Raw genomic sequence first — 25,800 nt, forward strand, 5'->3', positions numbered from 1 at the left:
TATGTGTGTTTGACACACATAGGGGCTTTTTTCATGGCTATAAACTAATAGGTTATATAAAAAAGGAGAATGAAGATGCAAGCTGTACAGACCGTTCAAGATATGATTCTGGGCTTACAAAATTTTTGGTCCCAGCAAAATTGCTTGGTGTTAAATGCTTACGATACAGAAAAAGGGGCGGGCACAATGAGCCCATATACCTTCTTAAGAGCGATTGGTCCAGAACCTTGGCAGGCTTGTTATGTTGAGCCTTCCCGCCGACCTGCTGATGGTCGCTACGGAGATAATCCTAACCGGGTTTACCAACACCACCAGTTTCAGGTGGTCATGAAACCTAATCCCGCCAATATCCAAGAGCTCTATATTCAAAGTTTAGAAATGCTCGGTATTGATCCACTGGCCCATGACATACGTTTTGTTGAGGACAACTGGGAAAACCCTTCATTAGGTTGTGCCGGATTAGGCTGGGAAGTTTGGTTAGATGGGATGGAAATTACCCAGTTTACCTACTTCCAACAGGTCGGCGGTTTGGCCTGTAAACCAGTCACTTCTGAGATTACTTACGGGATTGAGCGGCTAGCGATGTATCTACAAGAAGTGGATTCTATTTATGATTTAGACTGGGCACCGGGTGTTAAATATGGCGAAATTTTTAAGCAACCAGAATATGAGCACTCAGTTTATTCTTTTGAAAAATCCAACACCGACATGCTATTCGCTGCTTTCAACCAGTATGAAGCTGAAGCCTTAGCGCAAATTGAAAATAACCTGGTTCATCCTGCCTATGATTATATTCTTAAGTGCTCTCATACATTCAACCTGCTAGATGCACGTGGTGTTATTTCTGTAACTGATCGGGCAGCCTACCTAGCACGTATTCGTAAGATGGCTCGGCAAGTGGCCAAGGCCTTTGTGGCGGAACGGAAGAAATTGGGTTATCCGTTACTAGATGAAGCCAGTGCCCAAGCCTTATTAGCAGAGGAGGAAGCCTAATGACTAAACATAATTATTTATTTGAGATTGGCCTAGAAGAAGTCCCGGCCAAGTATGTTGATAGTGCGAGACAGCAATTGGCCCAGCTGACAGCAGATTACTTGACTGAGCAGCGGGTTAGCTATGACCGAATCGAAAGTTTTGCGACTCCTCGCCGTTTAGCTGTCTATGTGGTCGGCCTTGCTGACCGACAAACTGATTTAGAAGAAGTTGCCAAGGGGCCAGCTCGTAAAGTGGCCCAGGATGAAGACGGCAACTGGACCAAAGCCGCTATCGGCTTTAGCCGCGGCAAGGGACTCAGCCCTGATGATATTTATTTCGAGGAAATTAAGGGGGTCGACTATGCCCATGTCAGAGTCCACCAACCAGGGCAACCTGTTCAAGAAATCTTGGGCAATCTTTATACTGTAATCGATAAAATCTACTTCCCAGTAACTATGCACTGGGCTAACGAATCTTTTGAGTTTATTCGGCCAATTCATTGGTTTGTGTCCCTTTTAGATGACCAAGTTGTGCCATTCGAATTTTTAGGTGTTAAAGCTGGACGCACTAGTCGGGGCCACCGCTTCCTAGGGCAAAACCAGGTAGATATTGATCAAGCTGACAACTATTTGGCTATTTTACGCGACCAGTATGTGATTGCTGATCCTGTAGAGCGTAAACAGATGATAGTTGACCAAATCGAAGGCTTAGCAGCTGCTAATGATTTTGCTATTTTAGTCGACCATGATCTTTTAGATGAGGTTATTAATATTGTTGAGTATCCAACGGCCTTTGTTGGTGATTTCGACGAAAAATATTTGGAATTACCGCGTCAAGTCTTGATTACGACGATGCAAGACCACCAACGCTACTTCCCGGTAGAAAACAAACAGGGTAAATTAATTAACCATTTTGTAGCTGTTCGTAATGGTTTAGCTGACCATATCGATATGGTTAGAGCAGGTAACGAAAAAGTTCTAGTTGCCCGCTTAGAAGATGCGGTCTTCTTTGTCAACGAAGACCAAAGCCATACCATTGATGACTTTGCACAGAAAGCCCGGAAAATGACCTTCCACGCTGAAATCGGGACCATGGGGGATAAGATGGACCGAGTTGGCCGGATTGCGACCTATTTAAAAGAAAAGTGGCAAAAGCAAGCTGACGGCGCCTTTAGCCAGGTTCAAAAAGCCGATTTAGACCGGACCAGCAAAATTTATAAATTTGACCTTACAACTGGTATTGTAGATGAGTTCTCTGAACTGCAAGGTACTATGGGCGAAATTTATGCTAACCAAGCTGGTGAAAGTGCCCAAGTGGCCCAAGCTATTCGGGAACACTATTTGCCGCTAGCAGCAGGGGGCGACTTACCAACTTCTGATCTAGGAATTTTGTTTGCCGTGGCTGATAAGTTAGATACAATTATTTCTTTCTTTAACATTGGTCGGATACCTACTGGCTCCAATGATCCTTTTGCCCTGCGTCGGCAGATGATAGGTATTATTAGCATTTTATCGCAATATCAGTTACCATTTGATTGGCAAGTAGATTTGGCCTTATTATTAAAAGATATTTACCAGCTTGATGATCAAGCTGTAGCTGAGCGCATCGACCAAGTAGGTCATTTTGTTGACGACCGCTTGAAGCAAAACTACCAACAAGCTGGGGTACGTTACGACATCTCGGAAGCGGTGCGGGCTAGTGACCAAGCAGATGTAGTTGCCAAGCATGAAGCTGCCCAGGTTCTGAACCAGCACAGCCAAGACCCAGACTTTAAGACCAACGTTGAGGCTTGGTCACGTATTCTTAACCTGGGTAGCAAAGCCCAAGAATTGGGTGTATTAGGCCAGGCTGTTAATAGCGATTTGTTTGAAACAGACAGTGAGGCAGCGCTTTACCAAGCCAGCCTAAACCTAGCTAATCAAGCCGGGGCAGAGAGCCGCTACCAAGACCTTAAAAGCCTAGTGCCTTTAATTGAGGCCTTCTTTGCTGAAAATATGGTCTTTACTGACAATGAAGCGGTTAGGGATAATCGTTTGGCTATTTTAGCTGGACCAGCTAGCCAAATTCGTCAGTTAGCAGATACAAATAAAATTGTTACTAAGTAAAATCATTCATAATTAAAGAAAGGAGGGTTTTAATGGCAAGTTCATTTCTAGATTACGCTAAAATTTTTGTCAAAGCTGGAAAAGGTGGCGACGGAATGGTGGCTTTTCTGCGTGAGAAATATCGACCTGACGGCGGACCGGCTGGTGGTGATGGTGGCCGGGGTGGCTCAGTTATCTTCAAAGTAGATGAGGGACTGAGAACCTTATTAGACTTCCGCTATAACCGCCATTTTAAGGCCCAATCAGGTGAGAATGGGATGCCCAAGGGTATGTATGGCCGGGGGGCTGATGACCTTTACGTGAGCGTGCCACCCGGAACAACCATCCGGGATGCGGCAACCAACCAAGTCTTAGCTGATTTAGTGGACCACGGTGAGGAATGTGTCGTCGCTAAAGGTGGCCGAGGCGGCCGAGGCAATATTAAGTTTGCCACCCAAAACAATCCGGCCCCAGAAATCGCTGAAAATGGTGAACCCGGCCAGGAGAGGGAATTAATTTTAGAATTAAAATTGATTGCTGATGCCGGCCTAATTGGTTTTCCATCTGTTGGCAAGTCAACGCTCTTGTCAATCGTATCAGCCGCTAAACCAAAGATAGGTGATTATCACTTTACGACCCTATCGCCTAATCTAGGCGTCGTCCGGCCTAACTACGGTGAAGACTTTGTCCTAGCTGACCTTCCCGGCCTAATTGAAGGGGCGGCTGAAGGTGTTGGTCTGGGTATTCGTTTCTTGCGCCATGTCGAGCGGACTAAGGTTATCTTGCATGTGGTTGATATGGGCGCTCATGAAAATCGGGACCCCTTTGATGATTATGTTAAGATTAACAAGGAACTCTTAGCTTATGATGAGACCTTGCTAGAGCGTCCGACTGTCATTGTGGCTAATAAGATGGATATTCCTGAGGGAATTTTATATCTTGAAGAGTTTAAGGCAAAACTAGCGGATTATTTTGCTAGTGACCATCCTGACTTAGCCTTGCCAGAAATTTTCCCAATTTCTGCCTACCAAAAAGAAGGCATTGATGATCTTGTCAACCGGATAGCTGAGCTCGTTAGTCAGGAAAATGAGCGCCTAGCCCAGTTAGCTGAGGAAGAGGCTGCCCAAGCGACTGACCAAGTTCAACTTTATACGCTAGCGGAAGAAGAGCCTGAATTTTATATTGACCGAGATCCCGATGGCGTCTTTGTTTTATCCGGCGATAAAATTGAAAAATCCTTCAAGATGGCTAATCTGGAGTATGACGAATCGGCCTTGCGCTTTGCCCGCCACTTAAAGCGGATTGGTGTTGACCAAGCCCTGGTAGAAGCAGGTGCTCAAGAGGGCGATATTGTCAGAATTCTAGATTATGAGTTTGAGTTTTTTGATTAACTAAAAGCATTTTATTATTTTGAGGTGGTAGCCAGCCTACCACCATTTTTATTGAAAGGAGCAGCCATGGAAATCACATTTTTAGGAACTGGTGCGGGTGTTCCGAGTAAAAACCGTAATGTCACTGCTATTATGCTCAAGCTCTTAGACGAGCGTAATGAAATGTGGCTCTTCGATTGTGGGGAGGGCACCCAGCATCAAATTTTACAAACGACCTTAAAGCCGCGCAAGGTAACTAAGATATTTATTACCCATCTTCATGGTGATCATATCTATGGCTTGCCTGGTTTTCTGTCATCCAGGGCCCACCAGGGTGGGGATGATAAGTTGACCCTTTATGGTCCTAAAGGCTTGCGACAATTTGTCACAACCAGCCTGAAGGTGAGCCAAAGTAAACTGGGTTATCCGCTTGAAATAATTGAATTAACTGAAGACCAGGGAGTCGCTTTTGCTGACCAGCAGTTTAAGGTGACCTATCAAGTGCTAAAACATGGCATCAGGTCTTATGGTTACCGCATTGAAGAGGCGGACCAGGCCGGGCAACTAATGGTTGACAAGGCTATGGCTGCCGGGGTACCTAATGGACCGCTACTGGGCCAATTGAAGGCCGGCAAGACAATTACACTGGCAGATGGCCAGGTACTGCATGGGGCTGACTTTGTTGGCCCGGATAAAGCTGGTCGTAAAGTGACAATCTTAGGAGATACCCGTTATTGCCAAGGGGCTATTGATTTGGCGCAAGGGGTTGATATGTTGGTCCATGAGGCAACATTTGCTGCTGCTGACAGTAAGCAAGCCCATGATTATTTCCACTCGTCAGCCGACCAAGCGGGCCGGGTCGCTAAGCAAGCTGGCGCCAAACAGTTAATCCTGACTCATATTTCTGCCCGCTATGTTGGCAAGCTAAGCCAGCAATTAATTAGGGATGCCCGCCAGGAGTTTTCTAACACCTATTTAGCCAATGATTTTGATAGCTTTACGATTGGTCAGGTAGATTGATGGCAGGGGGCTATATTTGTATTACAGGGGCTAGCTCAGGCTTAGGTAGTCACTTTGCTTGCCAAATGGCCGAAAAAGGCCATCAACTGATACTTACTGGTCGCAATTTAGCTGCCCTAAAGGCAGTGCAAGCCCGCTGCCTCAGTCTGGGCGCTCGTGCTTGTCACTATTTTCAGGCTGACTTGGCAGATCTAAAGCAAATGACTGCCCTGATTGATTACTGCCAAAGCCAGGGGCAATTAGCTGGATTGGTACATTGCGCAGCCTCTGCCCGCTTTGAGTCCGCCCTAAAACACACAAAGGCAGAAACCAGCGCTAGTTTAGATTTAAATCTTAAACATGCCATTTTACTGACCTTAGAATTCGCCCAAGTCTTGTTAGTCCAGGGCCAGGGAGGACAGATTATGCTGGTTTCTTCAGTGGCGGCTTTAGCCCAAACACCAGACCGGACCTTATATGCGACCAGCAAGGCAGGTCTGCATGCCTTTGCTAATGGGCTTCGCTTTGACTTAGCACCATATGATATTCAAGTTTCTAGTGTATTAGCAGGTCCAATTTCAGGGACTCCCTTTATTGAAAAGGCTGGCCAGACTGGCTTGAACGAAACTTTTGCGATTCCGGTTGACCGGCTAGCCCGGCAGATGGTCCAGACCTGGCATAAAAGGCAAGCCTGCTTAATTGCGCCAGCCTATTACCGCTTGCCAATAATTGCCTGGGCCCTCTTTCCTAATTTAATGCCCCGAGCCAGTCAATGGGCCTTCAATCACTTTAATTTAAGATCGTGAGGTATGATATGTTACCAGCTAAATATAAGTGGCAAGCGCCAGATTTAAGCGAAAAAGACTTGGAAAATATCCAGGATTTAACGGCTGAAAGTGGTGAAAATCCAGTTTTGGTAAAGCTCGCCTACCAGCGCGGTTACCGTAATCTGATTGATTTGACCAATTATTTGGGTGGCAACCCGGTTTTCCATGATCCTTTCCTATTTTATGATATGGAGCGTGCAGTTGACCGCATCAACCAGGCTATTGAATCATTTCAATCTATTTTAATTTATGGGGACTATGATGCTGATGGGATTACGGCAACAACTATCCTCTATGAAGCACTAGAAGCCATGGGTGCCAATGTCACCTATTATTTACCCAATCGTTTTGATGACGGCTATGGTCCCAATTGGCAGGTTTACAAATACTATATTAACCAGGGCATTGACTTAATTATCACGGTTGATAATGGTGTAGCTGGCTTTGAAGCCTTGGCTAAGGCTAAGGAGGCGGGGGTTGATGTCATCGTTACTGACCACCATGAAATTAGTGACAAGCTACCTGAGGCTTATGCCATTATCCATCCGCGTCATCCGCAGGGTGACTATCCTTTTGATGACTTATCAGGAGCTGGTGTGGCCTTGAAATTGGTGACCGCCCTGATGGGGGAGATGCCAGCAGAGATGTTAGATGTAGCTGCGATTGGCACGGTAGCCGATTTAGTCAGCTTGACTGGTGAAAACCGGGCCCTGGTCCAAGCCGGCATCCAGCAACTAAGCCAAACTGAGCGTCTGGGCTTGCAGATGCTCTTTAGTGACCAGTCTTTATCACCTCAACAGCTGGATGAAGAAAAAATAGGCTTTATTATTGGCCCACGCCTCAATGCTTTAGGGCGCTTAGGAGATGCGAGTCCGGGTGTGCGCTTGCTGACTTCTTTTGATGAATTAGAGGTAAGAGAAATTCTTGACCAAATCGAAGCAGCGAATCAAGAGCGCAAAGATTTGGTTGCTCAAATTACTCAGCAAGCCATGGATCAGGTAGACAGCCAGACCAATTTGCCTGATATCATTATTGTGAGCCAGGCCAGTTGGCATGAGGGGGTGCTGGGCATTGTCGCTTCACGTTTAGTAGAGACCTATCAACGGCCGAGCATTGTTTTGACCTATAAGGAAGAAGACCAGGTTTATAAGGGGTCTGGTCGGTCCCTAGCCTCTGTCCACCTATATCAACTATTAGACCAAGTGCGTGATTTAGCTGATAAATTTGGTGGTCATGCCATGGCGGCAGGGATGTCAGTGCGTGCTGACCAATTCCCAGCTTGGGCTGATCGCTTACAGGAGCTAGCCAGCCACTACCACGATGAAATTATTGGTAAGCAAGACTTGGCTATCGATATGGCTATCCCAGCTAGTCAGGTTAACTTAGCCAATATTCGCTCTCTAGATAAGTTGCGGCCTTTTGGTAGCGATAATAGCCAGCCACGTTTTCTATTAGAGAAACAAGAAATCACCAATATCCAAGCCCTAGGTAAGGATGGGATGACCTTGAAACTAAGTCTTAAATCGACTGACCACGATCAGTTGGTTGCGATTGGTTTTGGTAAAGGCCCCTTAGCTAAACAATTAACTATAGGCCAGGCGGTTGATTTGGTGGTTAGCTTGTCGATTAACGAATGGAATGGCTCTGTCAGCCCTCAGGCGCAAATCATTGATTTGGCGGTTGAAGAGGCCAGTGTCTATAATCTACGCCAGGCCAAGACCCGGTCAGATATTTTCCAAATATCTGCTGCCATTTATTTGTTCGACCAGGCTAAGTATCGTGATCATTACCAGCCTGACCTGCCTAAAGATGCGATCGCTTTAACTAAGGAAGACCTAGTCCAGGCTAGTCAGGAGGATTTAGGGGCGCTTGGTGCCGATCAGCTAGTGGTTTTTGACTGTTTCACTAAATTAGACTTGGTCGATAAATTGTTGACGGCTACTGGCATCAAAAATATGCATGTATTTGCCTTTACAGCTGACCAAGCTTATTTGGAAGGACCAGTATCTCGTCAAGATTTTGCCATTGTCTACCGTTATTTAAAAGGTCACCCACCTTTACCGCTTAAGGGCAAGGAAGGTGATTTAGCCCAGTATTTAAAAATTAGTGTAAATAAGTTAAAATTTATATTGGCCGTCCTAATTGAACGGGGCTTGGCCCAGTGGCAAGGACCAATCTTTAGTCTCCTTGCTGCCACTGGTAAACAGGATTTGCTGGCATCGCCTTTATTTGACCAACGTCAAGCTCAGAGCCAGGCGGAGAAGTTCTGGCTCTACCAAGACCAGGAAACTATTAAGCGTTATTTTTTTGAGGAGGACCCTAACTATGAACTTTAAAGATTATATTGCCCGGGTTGATGATTTTCCTGAAGAAGGGATTATTTTTCGTGATATCACACCTTTGATGGCTGACGGAGAAGCTTTCCACCAAGCTATCCAAGAAATTGTTGACTATGCACTTTCTAAAGAGGTTGATGTCATCGTTGGTCCCGAGGCTCGTGGCTTTATTGTTGGCTGCCCAGTAGCTTTTGAGCTGAAGAAAGGTTTTATACCTGCTCGCAAAAAGGGCAAATTACCTCGCGAAACCGTTTCTATCGACTATGGTTTGGAATACGGGCAATCAACCTTGCAGATTCACAAGGATGATATAAAAGCTGGTCAAAAAGTTTTAGTGGTGGATGATCTATTAGCGACAGGCGGTACGATTGGAGCCATCGTTGACTTATTAACTGAAATGGGGGCTGAAGTAGTAGGGGCAGCCTTCCTGATTGAACTTGATGACCTCAAGGGTCGTGAGAAAATCCCTAATACTGAAGTTGTATCAATTTTACACTACTAGACCATAATCAAGACAAAAGAAAAAAGCGATGACTACCTATGCACAGGTAGTCATCGCTTTTTATAGTAGTTTTAATTAACTCTTTAATAAGTATGGTGGCGGAAGAGAGAGACTACTTGGCCAAGAATGGTACAAGAGTCTAGAATGATGGGCTCATAAGCATCGTTTTCTGGTTGTAGACGAATATGGTCGGCTTCTTTGAAGAATCGTTTACAAGTAGCTTCATCTTCGTCAGTCATCGCAATGATAATGTCCCCATTGTTAGCAGTATTTTGCTTCCTCACGATAACATAGTCGCCATCGAGAATTGCTGCTTTTACCATAGAATCGCCACGGATTTTGAGCATAAACATCTCATCATCGATATCTTGGTAGCCAGGCGGGAAGGGGAAATAATCTTCGACATCTTCGTAGGCAGTGATGGGTTGCCCAGCTGTTACTGTCCCAATAATAGGAATTCCAGGTTTGCCGACTCCTAGCGCTTCAAGTCCTTTTTGTGTGATCTCAAGCGCCCGTGGCTTGGTCTTGTCCTTAAACAAGTAGCCATTAGTTTCTAGCTTGGCTAGGTGGCCGTGGACGGTAGAGGTAGAGGCCAGGTTGACCTGGTCACAAATTTCTCGAACGGTAGGAGGAAAGCCCTTGTCGCTAACGTGGTCATAGATACAGCGTAAGATGTTTAATTGTCGCTCTTTCATGGGTTTAGCCTCCTTTAATACTAAGTATATTTTAGCATAGCTAGGCAGGGATTACAAACGTACGTTCGTAAAAATGTTATTTTTAAGGAAAATTAATCCTGGTCGGGTGTCACAAAGACGGTTTGTTGGTCAAAGTAATTAACAAAGCCTGGTTTGGCGCCATTCGGTTTTTTGACATGTTTAACCTGGGTATAGTCAACTGGTACATTAGCCGAGTGACGGTATTTGGAATGGGCAGCCGCTAGTTTGGCTGCTTGGATAATTTCATCCGTGCTGGGATTAGCCGTAGCCAAAATGACATGTGAGCCTGGTATATCTTTGGTATGGAACCAGTAATGGTCTTTATGCGCTTGCCGCATGGTCAGCTGGTCATTCATCTGGTTGTTACGACCAATATAGATTGTATTACCTGCTACTGATTCAACCTGGATAGTTTTAGCTTGGGACTTATGCTTTTTAGGGTTTTTGCCCTGGCGACGTAGATAGCCTTGGTCTACCAATTCAGCACGGATATCTTCTAATTCCTTGGCATCGGATAGTTCGATAGCGGTCATAACTGACTCTAGGTAATCAATTTCTGCCTGGGCCTGCTGGCTTTGCTGGGCAATATACTGATGGGCATCATTGAGTTTATTGTAACGTTTAAAATACCACTGGGCATTTTCTGAAGGTGTTTTAGCCGGATCTAATTTGATGGTTAACAGCTGGTCTTGGTCGTAGAAATTAGCCAGTGTTACTTGGTCTTGGCCTTTTTCAAGCTGGTAGAGATAGGCGGTTAGTAGTTCGCCTTTGATGCGGAAGTCATCAGCACCCTGGGCTTGTTTTTCATCATCAGCTAAATTGGCTAATTTTTTACGGTTACGGTCAAGATTACGGTTAACTGTTTGAATTAAGCTATTAGCCACCTGATTGAGCCAGTCCTGGCGAGATTTTTCTAAATAGTAGACATCCAACAATTTGCTTAATGTTTCATATTGGCTCCGTTCACCAGTTAGGGTATGGTAATCACAGGCTAGAAAGTTAACCTTATTTTCACCGACAATCAAAGTAGCTTGGTAATGGTCCGGTTCAAACTCCTGGCAAAAGGCTTGGACCACTTGGGCAGGAGCTTGTTTAGTTTGGTTTTGGATGCGGTAAAGCAGTTCATTAGCAGAATCGCGGCCAAAACCCATAAATAGGCTTTGGATAGCTTGGCTCGTTTGGGGCCAGTCTTGGATTTGATCAGCATCAAAATCAAAGGGATTCAGCTTATCGCCCTGAGGGGGTAAGATATAATTAGCGTTAGGTAATAGGGTACGGTAGGTATTTTGGTAGGGTGGGACGTGCTTAATGGTATCAAGAATCTTTTCCTGATTATCAACCAGGATAAGGTTTGAATGGCGCCCCATCAGCTCAACCACCAATTGGCGCTTGGCTTCATCACCAACTTCCGACCGGTGGATGAGGTCGAAGATAATGATCCGGTCGTTCTTATACTGGCGGATATCTTGGATAATGGCGCCCTCGATATACTTGCGCAAGACCATACAAAAATTAGGCGGTGTTTGGGGGTTGCTATATGATTCTTCAGTCACCTGAATACGAGCAAAACTTGGATGGGCGCTGATTAGAAGCTTGTGATTTTTACGCTGGGCCCTAATCGATAGGACGATTGATAAATCATAAGGTTGCTGGATTTTATGGATACGGGCGCCTTGGAAGGTCGCCTTTAATTCGCCAACCATGGCGTGGGTAAACATGCCGTCAAATGACATTAAACCACCTCTTTCTCAATAGCTCAGTATAGCAAATATCAGCTTATTATTAAAGCTGGCTAATTGCAGGGGTGTAGTTATAGTAGTGTTTATAGCTCTTAAGGCTTGATTTGCAAGTGGTTCGCCATTCCCCATCACCCTTGATCGTTTTGTTATCAGCTTATCTGGCTAGCTTTTTTGCAAAACGTCTTGACAAGTTTTCATCCGAAGCTTAAACTAACTTTAAGAAATCAAGAGAGGAGATGTCCAAATGTTTACTTTTACTACCGCAAACTTTTCATGGCGTTGGCCACATAGAGTCGTTGTAGATATGTAGACTGGTACATAGATACAACGTCAGCTTTAGTCTGGACTTGTATCTATGTGGACATTTCATCTAAGTGTTATGAATCCCCACATGGAGTCAAATTTATTCCTTGTGGGGATTTTTTGTATCCAAAAGTCCGGACCTGACAGTCGCCAGGGTTTGAAAAAGAAAAGAGTGTAAAAAATGAAGAAGAAATTTTCAATTACCGGTTTTATTTTAGCTGCTGCCCTTATTATCCTTGCCTTCAGTCTGCCACAACTGCGGGCTAGCTTCGATAGCAATCAAGATCAAGCAAATAGTGACAAGCCAGTTAATAATCAAATTGAACATACTATCGGCTTGTTACAGATGATGGACCACCCGGCCTTGGATGAGATCCGCCAGGGAATCTATGATGGTTTGGCTGAGCGGGGCTACCATGATGGTGAGAATATTGAAATCATTTATCAAAATGGTCAAGGTGATCAGAATAACTTGAAACGGATTGCTGATAATTTCGTCGCCCAAGATGTTGACTACTTAGTTGGTATTGCGACACCGGCTGCCCAAGCACTTAATAATGCTTCAGGACAGACCATTCCAGTGATTGGTTCTGCAGTCTCTGACCCGGTTGGTGCCGGCCTGTTAGAAAATCCTGAAAATCCGGGTCGTCCGGTTACCGCTATTGCCGATCATGCGCCGATAAAAGAACAGATTCAATTGATTCAAGAATTTGTGCCTAATTTGAAAAAACTAGGTATCTTGTACACCTCCTCAGAAGTCAATGTTCGGCGTAATGTGGCTGATGCTATTGCTTACTGTGAGGATAACGGCATCGACTACGAAGTCAAAACAATTTCTTCGACTAATGAATTAAAACCGGTTGCTGAACAATTGGCTCAGGAAGTTGACGCTATCTATATCCCTAATGATAATACTATTGCCGGTGCCATGCCTACCTTGATTGCCGCTACCAATGCTGCCGGCGTACCAACCTTCCCAACCGCTGACTCCATGATTGCTGAGGGTGGGGTAGCGACAGTAGGCATTAACCAATACGAGTATGGCTTGCTTACAGCCAAAGTTATTGCTGACCTGATTGAAGGTGCTAATCTAAATGCCTATCCAGTCCAATACAATGATAAAAATGATTTCTACTATAATGATGAATCATTGAAGGCTTTAGGAATCAAACCACCAGCAGGATTTACAGAAAAAGCGATTAACGTCAACGAGAAAGAGTAGGTGCACCATGTTAACAGTTATTCTCTCAGCCCTAGCCCAGGGCAGCCTCTATGCCATTATGGGTCTAGGCGTATATATTACCTTTAGAATTCTTAATACTCCTGATCTAACCACTGAAGGTGCCTTTGTAGTCGGTGCTAGTATTGGTGCCGCCTTCATCCAACTAGATTTTCATCCCTTAATTAATATCCTAATCGTCTTCTTAGCGGGGGCAGCGGCTGGGGCAATTACAGCGCTAATGATTACAGCTGTCGGTATTAGCCCCCTGATTGCTGGGATTATTACCATGACTGGGGTCTACTCCCTTAACTTACGCTTTATGGGCTCGTCCAATATCAGTTTGGCCGGAAAAACCACGATATATGACCTAGTAGCTGGCCTCCACCTACCACGTAACTTGGATACCTTGCTGGTTGGCCTTGTTATAGCTGCAATTATTATTGGTATCCTATCACTATTCTTTAAGACAGAAATGGGCCAAGCGCTGATTGCTACCGGTGATAATATCCATATGGCCAGAGCGCTGGGAATCCAAACCAAAGAAATGCAAATGCTGGGTTATATGCTAGCCAATGGTTTAGTAGCAGTGTCAGGTAGTCTGATCTCACAAAATAATGGTTATGCTGATATTAACTCTGGGGTTGGTACTGTGGTAATCGGCTTAGCAGCGGTGGTACTTGGTGAAGTAATTTTCCCGAATGTTAAGTTATTAGTTCGGATGGCAACCATCATTGTCGGTGCCATTGTTTACCAATTACTCCTAACACTTGTTTTACAACTTAACTTTAATACTGAGGACTTTAAACTCTTCTCAGCTTTAATTCTTGCTATCTGTCTGGCAATTCCAGCCCTTAGAGGGCGTCTGATGGGCCGCCGCCAAAAGAAGGGAACGGTGAATGAATAATGGTACAACCAGTAATGCGTTTAGAAAATATTAGTAAGGTCTTTAACAAGGGGACTGCCGATGCCTTCTTTGCCCTTAATGGCATTAACTACCAGATTAATCAAGGTGATTTTATCACCATAGTTGGTGGTAACGGGGCAGGTAAATCAACCATGCTTAATGCCATCGCAGGTAACTTCCCGCTTGATAGTGGCCGTATCTATCTGCGTGACCAAGACATCACTAAAACCGATGAGGTAGACCGGGCTGCTTATGTCGCGCGTGTCTTCCAGGATGCCAAGCAGGGGACGGCACCGAGAATGACGGTAGCTGAAAACTTAGCCTTGGCCGAACGTCGCGGTGAGTCACGCCGGCTGCGCTTAGCCTTAAGTGACGACCAGCGCGGCCGCTATCAGGACATGCTAAAGAGCCTAAATTTGGGCCTAGAAAATCGTCTTGATGCTGAAATTGGTCTCCTATCAGGGGGGCAACGTCAGGCCATTGCGCTTTTGATGGCGACGATAAAAAAACCAGAAATTCTCTTACTTGATGAGCATACAGCTGCTCTAGATCCAAAAACCTCGCGTAAGATTCTTGAAATTACCGCTGAACGGGTGGCTGAAGACCGGTTAACTGCTATTATGATTACGCATAATCTGCAAGATGCCTTAACCTATGGCAACCGGATGCTTCACTTGCACCGCGGCCAAGTCGTTAAAGATTACACAGCAGAAGAGAAGGCCCAGCTCACTGCCGGCCAACTCTATGAAATTATGGAAGCTATCCAAGAAAATTAAAAAAATCGCGTCCCACAAATTGGGGCGCGATTTTTTACTTAGTCTTGCGCTAAGGATTCTAAGCGGTCAGGACGGAAACCTGAGAAAGGTTCAATACCTTCAGCTTCTACAACTGGTAAAGATGAGAAGCCCAATGCTTTGACATGGTCAAGCGCTTCTTCAGATTCAGTCACATCTAGAACTTGGAAGGTGACTTCCTTGTCTTCTAGATACTTTTTCGTGAAATTACATTGCATGCAGTTGGGTTTTGAATATACAGTTACCATTATATTGAGTCATCCTTTTCTATTTAGGCCACATCTATATATAGTGGCTTTTTTTGCAATAAACACAATATATAGCCAGTTGGCGTAAAAGTCAAGCGCTAGCTAGGTAAAAAGCTTGTGACTTTTTTAGCGAGGCCTTGGTTAGGGGGCCCCTTAAATATTCTTAAGTAATTTGTATAGATTTTTGTATCTTCGTTTAATTTTCATATTATTTTCATAAATGACCTCTATACTAAGAGTAAATATAAAGGAGGAAAATAATATGTCAAATGACAATCAATCAAGCTTTTCATGGGCCGACCTACTAATTGGTGCCCTGTATATCATTGTCGCTTTAATTGCTTTTAGAAATCCTGTTTCATCCATTTTGGCTATTGCTTTTGTATTTGGTTTTGCCATGATCTTAGGCGGAATTTTTGCCTTAGTGACGCGCAACCGGATAAATGAGCGTTTTGGTACCAATATGATAGGGACCCTAATCCTAGCAATCATCCGGATCATTCTAGGTGTCATCGTTGTCTTCAATATCGAAATTGGTGTCTTAACTATGCCTGTTGTGCTAGCCCTCTGGTTTATTTTTGAGGCGATTATGGGCATCTATTTAGCCAATACCATTAAAGCTGTTAATGGTGGTTTTTACTGGTTATCAATTATCATCTATGTCATTTCACTCATTGTCGGCTTCTACTTACTCTTTAACCCGGCGACAGCCTTAGCCCTACTGCCATTCTTAGTAGGCGTTTATTTCATGTTTAATGGTATCCGCGCCATTGTGTCCGCTTTTGTTTAAGCTAGCTTTAGGAGGGTGTGAGAAAAAGCGTTTAGGCATGGACTACTTTTTGCTATAGCCGTAGCATTTTCAATGCGTACGGATATAGTATGCCGTGCTCGAACCCGACTATGCTGCTAATATACGTATAATAACGAGAGCCCGGGACTTATGTTCCAGGCTCTTTTACTCTACTTTCAATTAGGCTACAATTAGTTTAAAAATAACAGAAAAAGGGTGGTATTTATGAGTCAGCATATCCAAGCCATTGACCTGAGTGTCAAGTTAGTTAGCCAGTGGATTCCCAACCGCCAGAGTCGCTCTTATAAGGGTAACTATGGCCGTTTACTCTTGCTGGGTGGCAACCAGCAGATGGGTGGCGCCATCCAGATGTCTGCCAATGCCGCCATTAATGCTGGTGCTGGGCTCACTACGGTCGCGACCGCACCGATTAATTTTCCGGCCCTGCACGCTAACCGGCCCGAAGCCATGGTCCTTGATCGTTACGATTACCAGGCACTTACCGACCAGATGGCCAAGAATGAAATTATCCTAGTTGGCCCTGGTTTAGGCCGAGATACCCAGGATTGGCAGGAAATTTACCAGGCGCTGATGTCGATAGACCAACGCAAACTTGTTATTTTAGATGGGGATGGTATTACCCTGTTAGCCGACCAACCAGCTAGCATCTATGACCTAGCGAAACACCATACGCTAGTCTTGACGCCCCATCCAGGAGAGTGGTCGCGTCTAAGTCAGGGTAAAATTCCTTTAACTGATAACCAGGCTATTTGCCAGTGGGCTAATAACCACCGGCTGTATCTGATTTTAAAGAGCGAGGCTAGCCGTATTTTTCTTCCCCAAGGTGACTATTATTATCAAAATACCGCTGGCAATCCCGGCATGGCCACAGGGGGAATGGGGGATACCTTGGCTGGTATGGTTGCTGGCCTAGCTGGTCAAATCCAGCCACTCGAGCAAGCCCTAGCGCTAGCCACATACCTTCATTCCTATATTGGTGACCAGCTCTACCAGGACCACTACGTTGTTTTACCTACCATGATAGCTGATCAAATTTCTTATTACCTGAAGCAGTTTGAGCAGGATAACAAATAAATAATCAACTTAACGCAGGCTTTTCCTGCGTTTTTTTGCCGCAAATTGAATTATTTTGATTGTTTTTGAATAAAAATGATTGATTTATAGGAATGAAGCTGGTATACTATCCTTAGAAATCGTTTTCAAGTATGAATAATGAAAGGAGGCATACTAATGTTGGCAGCTGACCGCCATCAAATGATTATTGATTTAGTCAAAGAACGGGGGACAGCCACTGTTCAAGAGCTGTGTGACCTGACCACAAGTTCTCTGTCAACCATCCGCCGAGACCTGAACCAGCTGGACCAGGCTGGTCGGCTTAAAAAGGTGCATGGGGGTGCCCAATATCTGACTGAATTTGGTGAGGAGACTGACCTATCTAGTCGATCTGTGGAGCATTTAGCGGCCAAAAGAGCCATAGCCCAATATGTAGTCAAACAAGTCATAAAACCTGGCCAGCTGATCTACCTGGATGCGGGCTCAACCTGCTTACAGGTTATTGAAGCCCTGCCGATAGGCGCCAATATTATGATTGTTACTAATGGTTTAGACCAAGCCTATACCGCTATCCACCGGCAAATTGACACGATTCTGTTAGGTGGCGCTATTCGTCCTTTGACCCGGGCCATTGCCGGTACAACGGCTTACCAGCAATTATCCGCTTATAATTTTGACCAGGCCTTCTTGGGCATTAATGGCATTGATAGCCACTACGGTCTAACAACAACTGCTAGGGAAGAGGCTGATTTAAAAGGATTGGCTAGTCGCCATAGCCGCCGTTATTTTCTGTTAGCTGACCAGACCAAGTTTGGTCAGGCCTATGATCAAAGAGTGGTCTTCGATCAAGCACCTACTATTATTACTAATTCGGGACCAATTGATGCCCAATTCCACCAACGCTATCGTATTAAGGAGGTTGATGTTTAATGATTTATACACTTACTTTAAATCCAGCTATAGATTATATTATGTATCTCAATGACTTAGACTTGGGTGAAACTAACCGGTCTAAATCGGAACGTTTGTTGCCAGGTGGTAAAGGCATTAACGTTTCCCGGGTCCTAAACCAACTAGGCCAAGAAAATACCGCTCTCGGCTTTTTGGGCGGCCATACCGGCCAGTTTATCAGTGATTGGTTACGTGCTGAAGGTAGCCAAACAGATTTTGTCAACATTTCAGGCCAGAGCCGTATCAATGTCAAACTAAAAGGTGAGCAGGAAACAGAAATTAATGGTCAAGGGCCAGAAATCAGCCCAGAAGAAGTTACAGCCCTATTGGCAAAAGTCGATGTTTTGAACCAGGATGACTTATTAATTATTACCGGTAATGCGCCAGCCAGTTTAGGGGCAGATTTTAATACCCGCTTAGCTAAACACTGTTCAGACCGGCAGATTCCTTTTGTGTTAGATATAGCCAGTCCTGATTTGTTTGATATTTTGCCTTACCAACCGGTACTGGTCAAACCTAATCGCGCCGAATTAGAGGCTTTGTATGATACTAAAATTAGCAATCAAGCTGACACCATCGCTTTGGCCCAAGATATCCTGGCTAAAGGGGCCCAAAATGTAATCGTATCCCTTGGTGGCGACGGCGCTTTGCTAGTCAACCAAGACGGTGCCTTCCAAGCCAACGCCCCTGCTGAACGGGTTGTTAATACAGTCGGAGCGGGTGACTCGATGGTGGCAGGATTTGTCGCTAGCTTAAGTCAAGGTCAGCCAGCTGGCCAAGGACTTAAATTAGGCAGTGCTTGTTCTGCTGATACCACTCAAAATGAAGATTTGGCAACTAAAGATGGGATTGCGCGCATGCTTGATAAAGTAATTGTGGAAAAAATTTAGGGGGAAAATGAGATGAATTTAACTGATATTATCCGGCCGGAATTAATGCTAATTCCTGCCCAAGCAACAACTAAGGCCGGCATTCTTGATGAAATGGCCCAAAAACTGGTTGACCAGGGGGCTGTCAATGATTTTGAGACCTTCCGGGCAGCTATTCAAAACCGCGAAGAACAAATGTCAACTGGCCTAGGGGAAGGTATTGCCATGCCCCATGCTAAGACTGAAGCTGTCACCAAGACTTCAGTTGTCTTTGCCAAGAAACCTGAAGGGTTAGACTTTGAATCCTTAGATGGACAACCAGCCAAACTTTTCTTCATGATTGCTGCCGAGGGTGGTGCCGCTGATACTCATTTGAGTGTCTTAGCTGAACTTTCTAAATTATTAATGAACAAGGACTTTACCACTGCTCTATTAGCAGCCCAAACACCTGACCAAGCGAGTGCGGTGATTGGCCTAGCCCAAGCGGCCTTGGATGCTGAAGCTAAAGCGGAAGCTGCCCAAGAGGCCAATGCTGGTCAAGCAGACCTAGCAGCTGACCAAGCTGGCGATACTGACCAACCATATTTGATTGCGGTAACAGCTTGTCCAACTGGTATTGCCCATACCTATATGGCTGAAGACGTTTTGAAGCAAGCTGCTGAAAGACGTGGTATCCGCATCAAGGTTGAAACCAACGGCTCTGATGGGGTGAAACACCAACTCACTCAATCCGATATTGACCAAGCTGATGGGATTATTGTTGCGGTTGGTAAGAAAGTTGCTATGGACCGTTTTTCTGGCCACCGCGTGGTGCAAAGACCAGTTGCTGATGGCATTAATAAAACGGATGAGCTGATTGACCTAGCCTTGTCAGGCGAGGCCCCAATCTACAAATCAAGCGGTAGTGATAGCCAAGCCCAAGCAGCTACTAGTCAAAATAAAGACAAGGGCTTTAGCTTAAGAGGTGTTTATGATGACTTGATGTCAGGTATCTCTGCTATGCTACCATTCGTAATCGCCGGCGGTATCATGCTCGCTATTTCCTTCCTACTAGAGCATATTGTCGGAGGAGACTCAGCTTGGTTTACCAGCTTTAACAGTATTGGTTCGGCTGCCTTTAGCTTTTTAATTCCGGTTTTAGCGGGTTACATTGCCCAGTCAATCGGAGGGCAACCAGCCCTAGTTGCCGGTTTTGCCGGTGGGGCGCTGGCTGTGACTGCCAATGCCGGTTTCCTTGGTGGTTTAGTGGCTGGTTTCCTAGCGGGTTATGCTATGAAATTTATCATCAAAGCCCTAAGCGGTATGCCGCAATCTCTGGCAGGGGTTAGAACCATCCTGCTTTATCCAGTGGTCAGCTTACTGGTAGTCGGCCTCCTCATGTACTTTGTCTTTGGGCCAATCTTCGGTATTGTCAACCAAGCCATGCTCGACTTCCTGAACAACTTAGGTACTGGTAACTTGGTATTACTCGGTGCTTTACTGGGTGGTATGATGGCTATTGATATGGGTGGTCCTTTTAATAAAGCTGCTTATGCCTTCTCAATTGGTATCTTTACTGATACGGGCGATGGTCGTTTTATGGCAGCTGTTATGGTTGGTGGTATGATTCCACCAATGGCAATTGCCCTAGCCACCATGCTCTTTAAGTCTAAATTCACGGAAAAACAACAAGCTACCTCTCTAACTAATCTAATCATGGGCTTATCCTTCATTACAGAAGGTGCCATTCCTTTTGCTGCTGCTGATCCATTACGGGTGATTGGTTCCAGCGTAATCGGTGCCGCTATCGGTGGTGGACTGACTCAATTCTGGAACACTGCTGTACCAGCCCCTCACGGTGGTATCTTTACTATCTTAGCCTTGGGTGAAAATCGCTTGCAAATTGTCTTAGCTGTCTTAATCGGTACCTTGGTATCAGCCTTAATTTTAGGTTTTTGGAAGAAACCAGTTGAAGATCAGCTAATTGCTGAAGTAGAGGAATAAATCCAACTTACTAAAAAACCAGCCTTTATTCTTAAGTAATAAGGGCTGTTTTTTTAATTTTCTCCCTTTACCCGCTTTGGTGAAGCAACCAGAGCCGTTTTGACGCGCATAAAAGCTTTTTCATCACCTTAAATATGGTATGCTAGGGCTAATAAAAAAGCTAAAACAAGGAGACGACATGCAACATATTTACCAATTAAAAGACAAAGACCATCCTACCTGGGAAAAGTTAATTTGGCGTTACGTATACAATCCCTCAGCTGAGGAAGTAGAAAAGTTAATTGCCGATTATGATATTCCCCGCGATTTTGTCAGTTCTGCCCTGGATCCCTATGAGGTATCCCGTCAGGAAGCCTATCGCAATAGTCAAGGAGATGAATTCGAGCTCCTGGTCTTTCTGTATCCTGACTACCACCAGAGCCAAGAATTTAAAGACCGTCTACAAGTTCATCCCTTGTCAGTTATTATTCATGATCATGAGGTTATCACAATTTCTAAACACCCCTTATCTTTTTTAGACGATATCGCACATGACTTTGCTGATTCTGACCTGGTAGATTACTCAACATTCGGCTTGGTACTGGCTATTTTTTGGCAAATTTCTAAACGCTATACCCAGTATTTGGTTTCCATCGACCAACGTATCCACCAAATAGAAGAAATGGTCACCGATTCAACCTCAAATGAAATTCTTTACGAATTGATTGGTCTTAACAAGGGTCTGGTTTATTATGAAACCGCCATAGATGGTAACCATAATATTTTGGAATCCTTAGTTACTTTTCTAAAAGAGGAGGAGGCACCAGCTAAAGACCTGCGTCTTTTACGTGACGTTCAAGTAGAACACAACCAGGCTGAAATTATGGTTTACCAGCAGCAAAAAAATGATTGATAAACTGACTGATGTTTTTACCAACGTACTAAATAATAATATGAATACCATTATGAAAATTTTAACGTCATGGTCGATTCTTTTAACCATCCCGACTATTATTGCCGGAATTTGGGGGATGAATGTTGACTTGCCATTTACGGAGTCCGACTGGGCCTTTATCGTACTGTCAGTATTAACGGCAGGCATGATTATTGGCGTCTATATCTATCTAAAGCGTAAAAAAATGCTATAAACAAAATGTGTATATATTATCAGTACAAAATATGTATTTTATTAGCGAATATTATCTTAAACCAGGCCCGATAAAACTAGCATTAGTGTTAACCAGGTTGTTTTTAATGCCAGCTATTGTGTTGAATTGATTGACAAAATTAGCTTTTCAGGCTAAATTTGTTCTAGATGAAAATTTGAAAAGGAGCTAGACAACTATGAAAAAACGCGCAAATTACCTCTTCATTGAACAAGATGATGACTTATATACCATTTCCATGACCCCTGAATTACAAGATGATGTGGGTACAGTTGGTTATGCAGAAATTACTAAAGCTGACCAAGTAAAAGTTGATGATCCGATTTTAAATGTAGAAGCCTCTAAAACTGTTTTAGAAGTGGCTAGCCCATTAGCTGGTAAGGTTGCTGACCGTAATTTAGCTGCAGAAGAAAGCCCAGAGTTATTAAATTCTGCTAAAGATGAAGAAAATTGGTTTATCAAGTTAACTGATGTTGACCAAGCGGCTTTTGACGCTCTTGAAGATGCCTAATATTAAAAAGAGCCTGGACTGTGTGCCAGGCTCTTGCTAGTTCTAGGAATTGTGTATCAAAGTAGTTACTAGCTAATGATTAAAAGTGGGCTAGTAAATGATTAGGAGTTTTTAAGATGAAGCAAACAGATCGCCTTAAGTTAATGGTTGGCTATTTGGAAGGGGAATACTCAGACCCCAGCGATTACCAAAATTTACCAGCCTACAATCTGGATGACGACGATCAGAATCAGTTGACCAAACGCCAGGAATTGGCCAACAAGTGGCGCCAGTTGGTTAATGTCCGACCTGCTAAACCAGCTAGCGACCAGTACCTATCCCTTCAGGATACCTATTTAGCCTTGGAAAACAATGATGGTCCGACCTATGGCTTTACTGATGGCTACATTAAGTCCGATCAGATAAGCTTGTGGCAGGGCGATATAACCCAATTAGCAGTGGATGCAATCGTTAATGCCGCTAACAACCAGGCAGAGGGCTGCTTTATTCCTGGCCATAACTGCATCGATAACATTATTCACACTAAAGCTGGGATCCAATTACGCCTGGACATGCACCAACAAATTAAAAGTCGGGGCCGTAAGCTAGCGACGGGGCAAGCTTTGATTTCTTCAGCCTATAACCTACCTGCGACCTATGTGATTCATACGGTAGGTCCAGTCGTTCAAGGCGGTCAGGTCACCGACATCAAGGCCGACCAACTGGCCCAATGCTACCAGTCCTGTTTGGCTTTAGCAGAGGAAAAAGGATTAAAAACGATTGCTTTTTGTTGTATAGCAACGGGTGTATTTGGTTATCCAGCTGACCAAGCGGCTCAGGTGGCCATAAAGACCGTAGAGAATTATATAAGTCAAGAAAATAGCCAAATTAAGGTAATATTTAACGTCTTTACCGACCAAGACTTGGCAATTTATGCTGATAGACTAGGTATTGACTTAGAGGAGGAAAAATAATGACTTTAAAAACTTGGGATACCCTAAAAGTAGACCATCTTAGCCAGGCTGACCAATTAGCTGGCTTACTTAAAGAAGCCGAAGCGGTGGTTGTTGGTATCGGTGCTGGTATGTCTGCTGCGGATGGTTTTACCTATGTAGGGCCACGTTTTCGCGAAAACTTTCCTGATTTTATCCAAAAGTATCGCCTGATTGATATGTTGCAGGCTTCTCTCTATGATTTTGATAATATTCGCGAATATTGGGCCTTTCAAAGTCGTTTTGTTGTTTTAAACTACCTCGACCAGCCCCTAGGTCAATCCTATCTAAGACTTAAAGAAATACTTGCCGATAAGGCTTTTCACGTTATTACCACTAATGCTGACAATGCCTTTGAAAAAGCTGATTATCCAGAAAATAAAGTATTCCATATCCAGGGTAAGTATTGCTTATGGCAATGTTCCAACCACTGCCACAACCAAACCTACCGGCATGATGATGCCATCCGACAAATGGTGGCTGAGCAAGAAAATATGGAAATTCCAGCTGAATTAGTTCCTTACTGTCCAAAATGTAGTGCACCAATGGAGATCAACAAGCGTAATGAGGAGAAGGGTATGGTAGAAGATGTTGAGTTCTACCTACAAAAAGATCATTATGATAATTTCTTGGATGCCCACCAACATGGTAGGGTCCTCTATCTTGAGATTGGTGTCGGTCATACGACCCCACAATTCATTAAAGACCCATTCGTCAATATGACTGCTGCTAATCCTGAAGCACTCTTTGTTACCTTAAATGCAAAAAACTACAAGCTACCAGATAGTGTGCGTCCGCAAACAGTATGGTTAAATGAAGATATTGCCGATTTAATTGCAGCTGCCCACACCCAGCTAGTTAACCAGTAATGCTAATTGCCCATGATTCATGTTTAACATGATAGAATATAGTTAACGACGATGTGTGCTAAGGCTTAGTGCCAGGGAGGTCCTATGTTTTTACTAGCTAGTCTGGTTACCTTTATTATTCAAGATGCCTATTCACTTAAGGATAAGCGCCGGGTTATCAAGTCTATGATGGCCAAGGTTCAGCAAAAATTCAAGGTATCTGTGGCTGAGGTTAGCCATAATGATATGCAAAATTTAGCCGTATTAGGCTTCGGTATTGTATCAAATGCTGACTATCAGGCCCAATTAGTCCTGGATAATATTCATGACTTTATCGAATTGCACTATCCTATAGAAATTGTAGCCGTTGACTGGTTAGAGAGTTACGAACGGGCTAAATCATACTCCGGTTAAGTGAGTTTGAGGCCATTTTTCCAACAATAATATCAGAAAAATAAAAAGACATCCAAGTAAATCTAGAAGAACTTGCGATGTCTTTTTTATATTTCTGACACAGTAGATATGTCTGCCATCTGGTCAATAAAAAAGCTAGTCCCCAGTGTGTAGGGACTAGCTATAAATTTAACTAATGGTGATGCTTAATATCAGCATGGATATTGAAGACTTTCTTGGCTAGGATTGGCGTGATAATTGAGGTCAGCACGACACCAAATGAAATTTGAGCAGTAGCTGATTCAACGAATGGTGCAATACTCGTATTAGTTTGCGCGATTAAGGCTGGGACTGAAACTGACATACCAGCAATTGATGACATTGAAATTGATGACACCCCATCATCTTTAAGTACCTTAGTTTCAACTAGGTAAAGGGCAGGAACTAGGACAATATAGAAGAGGATGGTTAATAGGACACCTTGTGGACCAGCAACAACAGCTTGGAATAAGTTGATACCAGCACCAAAACACCAGCCCATGAATGGGGTTAGAACAGCGACACCAGGTGCTAAGAATTTTGCCATATCAGGATCCAGGTTACCAACAATCATACCAGCAATAATCGGTACTAGGGTAGAAATAATTGGGGTCCAGTCGATTGCACCACCTTGGGCAATACCAAAGACAAACATCGGATAGGCTGGGACACAGAAAAGTCCTAGCAGACCAAAGGCTAACAAGTCATCTTCTGTCCCTAAATCTTGTTCTAATGAAAGGAAAAGGGCAGGGTTAGTGGAGCAAAGGGCAGTGATAAAGGCAACGGCAGAGATGCCAAATACCCCTTCAAGGCCGAATAAATTAATATATAAAATACCAATTGCAATACAAATGATGGTCTTTACTAAAAGTTCAACCCCTTGCTTACGGAGCACATGCTTTAGAGATTGTAAGTTTAGACCAGCACCGGAGCAAAAACAGGTCACACCAACCACATAGTTGATCCCCTTAGTTGTGAACATGGCTTCTGAAATACCGCCTAAACTAGGAAATAGACTAGGTGCAAAGGTATTGAACAATGCTGCTAATAGCATTGGGAATAAAAGCAATCCACCAGGGAACTTGCGCATAAATTTTAACACGTTAATACATGCCTTCTTTCTTAATATAATGTTTAACAAATACGATTATAAAACTTTTAAATTAAAAAGCAATAGGGGGCGCCAAATTTTCATTTTTTTTCATAT

25 protein-coding genes are annotated in these 25,800 nt (G+C 44.0%); 21 read left to right on the plus strand and 4 right to left on the minus strand.

Annotated features, from left to right (window positions below; all coding sequences use genetic code 11):
* The first annotated feature begins 75 nt into the window (after positions 1–75).
* The 7 genes from glyQ to AWM75_RS00340 all read left to right on the plus strand — a co-directional run bounded on the left by glyQ (position 76) and on the right by AWM75_RS00340 (position 9,093).
* Positions 76–993: a glycine--tRNA ligase subunit alpha gene (gene glyQ, locus AWM75_RS00310; RefSeq protein WP_067977184.1), complete on the plus strand. Its 918-nt coding sequence runs from the start codon at positions 76–78 to the stop codon at positions 991–993.
* Positions 993–3,080: a glycine--tRNA ligase subunit beta gene (gene glyS / locus AWM75_RS00315; RefSeq protein ID WP_067977185.1), complete on the plus strand. Its 2,088-nt coding sequence runs from the start codon at positions 993–995 to the stop codon at positions 3,078–3,080. Before glyQ ends, glyS begins: the two co-directional genes overlap by 1 nt.
* A gap of 32 nt (positions 3,081–3,112) precedes the next feature.
* Positions 3,113–4,450, plus strand: a complete 1,338-nt coding sequence (obgE, locus tag AWM75_RS00320; protein WP_067977186.1) for a GTPase ObgE — start codon at positions 3,113–3,115, stop codon at positions 4,448–4,450.
* Between the two features lie 66 nt (positions 4,451–4,516).
* The gene (rnz, locus tag AWM75_RS00325) at positions 4,517–5,449 is read left to right on the plus strand and encodes a ribonuclease Z (RefSeq protein WP_067977187.1); all 933 of its coding nucleotides are present in this window, start codon (positions 4,517–4,519) and stop codon (positions 5,447–5,449) included.
* A complete protein-coding gene (locus AWM75_RS00330) occupies positions 5,449–6,234 on the plus strand; it encodes an SDR family NAD(P)-dependent oxidoreductase (RefSeq protein WP_067977188.1) in 786 nt (261 codons plus the stop codon). Before rnz ends, AWM75_RS00330 begins: the two co-directional genes overlap by 1 nt.
* 8 nt (positions 6,235–6,242) lie before the next feature.
* Positions 6,243–8,591: a single-stranded-DNA-specific exonuclease RecJ gene (gene recJ / locus AWM75_RS00335; protein ID WP_067977189.1), complete on the plus strand. Its 2,349-nt coding sequence runs from the start codon at positions 6,243–6,245 to the stop codon at positions 8,589–8,591.
* The gene (locus tag AWM75_RS00340; protein WP_067977190.1) at positions 8,581–9,093 is read left to right on the plus strand and encodes an adenine phosphoribosyltransferase; all 513 of its coding nucleotides are present in this window, start codon (positions 8,581–8,583) and stop codon (positions 9,091–9,093) included. The genes recJ and AWM75_RS00340 overlap by 11 nt, the downstream gene beginning before the upstream one ends.
* Before the next feature lie 83 nt (positions 9,094–9,176).
* Here the strand turns inward: AWM75_RS00340 and lexA are convergent, their stop codons facing one another.
* Both lexA and AWM75_RS00350 read right to left on the minus strand, forming a co-directional pair.
* Positions 9,177–9,788 (minus strand): transcriptional repressor LexA, encoded by a 612-nt coding sequence (gene lexA / locus AWM75_RS00345; protein WP_067977191.1) that lies wholly within the window; start codon positions 9,786–9,788, stop codon positions 9,177–9,179.
* 92 nt (positions 9,789–9,880) lie between these two features.
* Positions 9,881–11,542, minus strand: a complete 1,662-nt coding sequence (locus AWM75_RS00350; RefSeq protein ID WP_067977192.1) for an Rqc2 family fibronectin-binding protein — start codon at positions 11,540–11,542, stop codon at positions 9,881–9,883.
* Positions 11,543–12,032: 490 nt separating this feature from the next.
* Between AWM75_RS00350 and AWM75_RS00355 the strand changes: the two genes are divergently transcribed.
* Genes AWM75_RS00355 through AWM75_RS00365 form a run of 3 tightly spaced genes read left to right on the plus strand, consistent with a single transcriptional unit; the run spans position 12,033 to position 14,753 of the window.
* Positions 12,033–13,073: an ABC transporter substrate-binding protein gene (locus AWM75_RS00355; protein WP_067977193.1), complete on the plus strand. Its 1,041-nt coding sequence runs from the start codon at positions 12,033–12,035 to the stop codon at positions 13,071–13,073.
* A 7-nt stretch (positions 13,074–13,080) separates the two neighbouring features.
* Positions 13,081–13,977 carry an ABC transporter permease gene (locus AWM75_RS00360; RefSeq protein WP_067977194.1) on the plus strand — a complete coding sequence of 299 codons (897 nt, stop codon included), beginning with the start codon at positions 13,081–13,083 and terminating at the stop codon, positions 13,975–13,977.
* Complete coding sequence (locus AWM75_RS00365; RefSeq protein ID WP_067977195.1) at positions 13,977–14,753, plus strand: ABC transporter ATP-binding protein; 777 nt, start codon at positions 13,977–13,979, stop codon at positions 14,751–14,753. The genes AWM75_RS00360 and AWM75_RS00365 overlap by 1 nt, the downstream gene beginning before the upstream one ends.
* A gap of 38 nt (positions 14,754–14,791) precedes the next feature.
* Here the strand turns inward: AWM75_RS00365 and nrdH are convergent, their stop codons facing one another.
* On the minus strand, positions 14,792–15,019 hold the full coding sequence (nrdH, locus tag AWM75_RS00370; RefSeq protein WP_067977196.1) for a glutaredoxin-like protein NrdH: 228 nt from the start codon (positions 15,017–15,019) through the stop codon (positions 14,792–14,794).
* 262 nt (positions 15,020–15,281) lie between these two features.
* On the opposite strand from nrdH, the gene AWM75_RS00375 reads away from it, so the two are divergent.
* The 11 genes from AWM75_RS00375 (at position 15,282) to AWM75_RS00425 (ending at position 24,575) form a co-directional block, all read left to right on the plus strand.
* Positions 15,282–15,809 carry an HdeD family acid-resistance protein gene (locus AWM75_RS00375; protein ID WP_067977197.1) on the plus strand — a complete coding sequence of 176 codons (528 nt, stop codon included), beginning with the start codon at positions 15,282–15,284 and terminating at the stop codon, positions 15,807–15,809.
* Between the two features lie 225 nt (positions 15,810–16,034).
* Positions 16,035–16,904: an NAD(P)H-hydrate dehydratase gene (locus AWM75_RS00380; protein ID WP_067977198.1), complete on the plus strand. Its 870-nt coding sequence runs from the start codon at positions 16,035–16,037 to the stop codon at positions 16,902–16,904.
* A gap of 156 nt (positions 16,905–17,060) precedes the next feature.
* On the plus strand, positions 17,061–17,813 hold the full coding sequence (locus AWM75_RS00385; protein WP_067977199.1) for a DeoR/GlpR family DNA-binding transcription regulator: 753 nt from the start codon (positions 17,061–17,063) through the stop codon (positions 17,811–17,813).
* Complete coding sequence (pfkB, locus tag AWM75_RS00390; RefSeq protein ID WP_067977200.1) at positions 17,813–18,724, plus strand: 1-phosphofructokinase; 912 nt, start codon at positions 17,813–17,815, stop codon at positions 18,722–18,724. Before AWM75_RS00385 ends, pfkB begins: the two co-directional genes overlap by 1 nt.
* Before the next feature lie 12 nt (positions 18,725–18,736).
* Entirely contained in the window at positions 18,737–20,686 is a 1,950-nt protein-coding gene (locus tag AWM75_RS00395) for a PTS fructose transporter subunit IIABC (protein WP_067977201.1), read from the plus strand.
* Positions 20,687–20,864: 178 nt separating this feature from the next.
* Positions 20,865–21,578: a magnesium transporter CorA family protein gene (locus tag AWM75_RS00400; protein ID WP_067977202.1), complete on the plus strand. Its 714-nt coding sequence runs from the start codon at positions 20,865–20,867 to the stop codon at positions 21,576–21,578.
* Positions 21,571–21,813: a CorA family divalent cation transporter gene (locus AWM75_RS08875; protein WP_067977203.1), complete on the plus strand. Its 243-nt coding sequence runs from the start codon at positions 21,571–21,573 to the stop codon at positions 21,811–21,813. The genes AWM75_RS00400 and AWM75_RS08875 overlap by 8 nt, the downstream gene beginning before the upstream one ends.
* Before the next feature lie 196 nt (positions 21,814–22,009).
* Positions 22,010–22,342, plus strand: coding sequence for a glycine cleavage system H family protein (locus AWM75_RS00410; RefSeq protein ID WP_067977204.1), 333 nt, complete (start codon positions 22,010–22,012; stop codon positions 22,340–22,342).
* A gap of 116 nt (positions 22,343–22,458) precedes the next feature.
* A complete protein-coding gene (locus AWM75_RS00415; RefSeq protein ID WP_067977205.1) occupies positions 22,459–23,295 on the plus strand; it encodes a protein-ADP-ribose hydrolase in 837 nt (278 codons plus the stop codon).
* A complete protein-coding gene (locus AWM75_RS00420) occupies positions 23,295–24,182 on the plus strand; it encodes an SIR2 family NAD-dependent protein deacylase (RefSeq protein ID WP_067977206.1) in 888 nt (295 codons plus the stop codon). The genes AWM75_RS00415 and AWM75_RS00420 overlap by 1 nt, the downstream gene beginning before the upstream one ends.
* 84 nt (positions 24,183–24,266) lie before the next feature.
* Positions 24,267–24,575: a DUF503 domain-containing protein gene (locus AWM75_RS00425; protein WP_067977207.1), complete on the plus strand. Its 309-nt coding sequence runs from the start codon at positions 24,267–24,269 to the stop codon at positions 24,573–24,575.
* 172 nt (positions 24,576–24,747) lie between these two features.
* Here the strand turns inward: AWM75_RS00425 and AWM75_RS00430 are convergent, their stop codons facing one another.
* Positions 24,748–25,647: a 2-keto-3-deoxygluconate permease gene (locus AWM75_RS00430; RefSeq protein ID WP_235585065.1), complete on the minus strand. Its 900-nt coding sequence runs from the start codon at positions 25,645–25,647 to the stop codon at positions 24,748–24,750.
* Positions 25,648–25,800 lie beyond the last annotated feature (153 nt).

Origin of the sequence: Aerococcus urinaehominis (assembly GCF_001543245.1) — a bacterium.
Taxonomy (GTDB): Bacteria; Bacillota; Bacilli; order Lactobacillales; family Aerococcaceae; genus Aerococcus; species Aerococcus urinaehominis.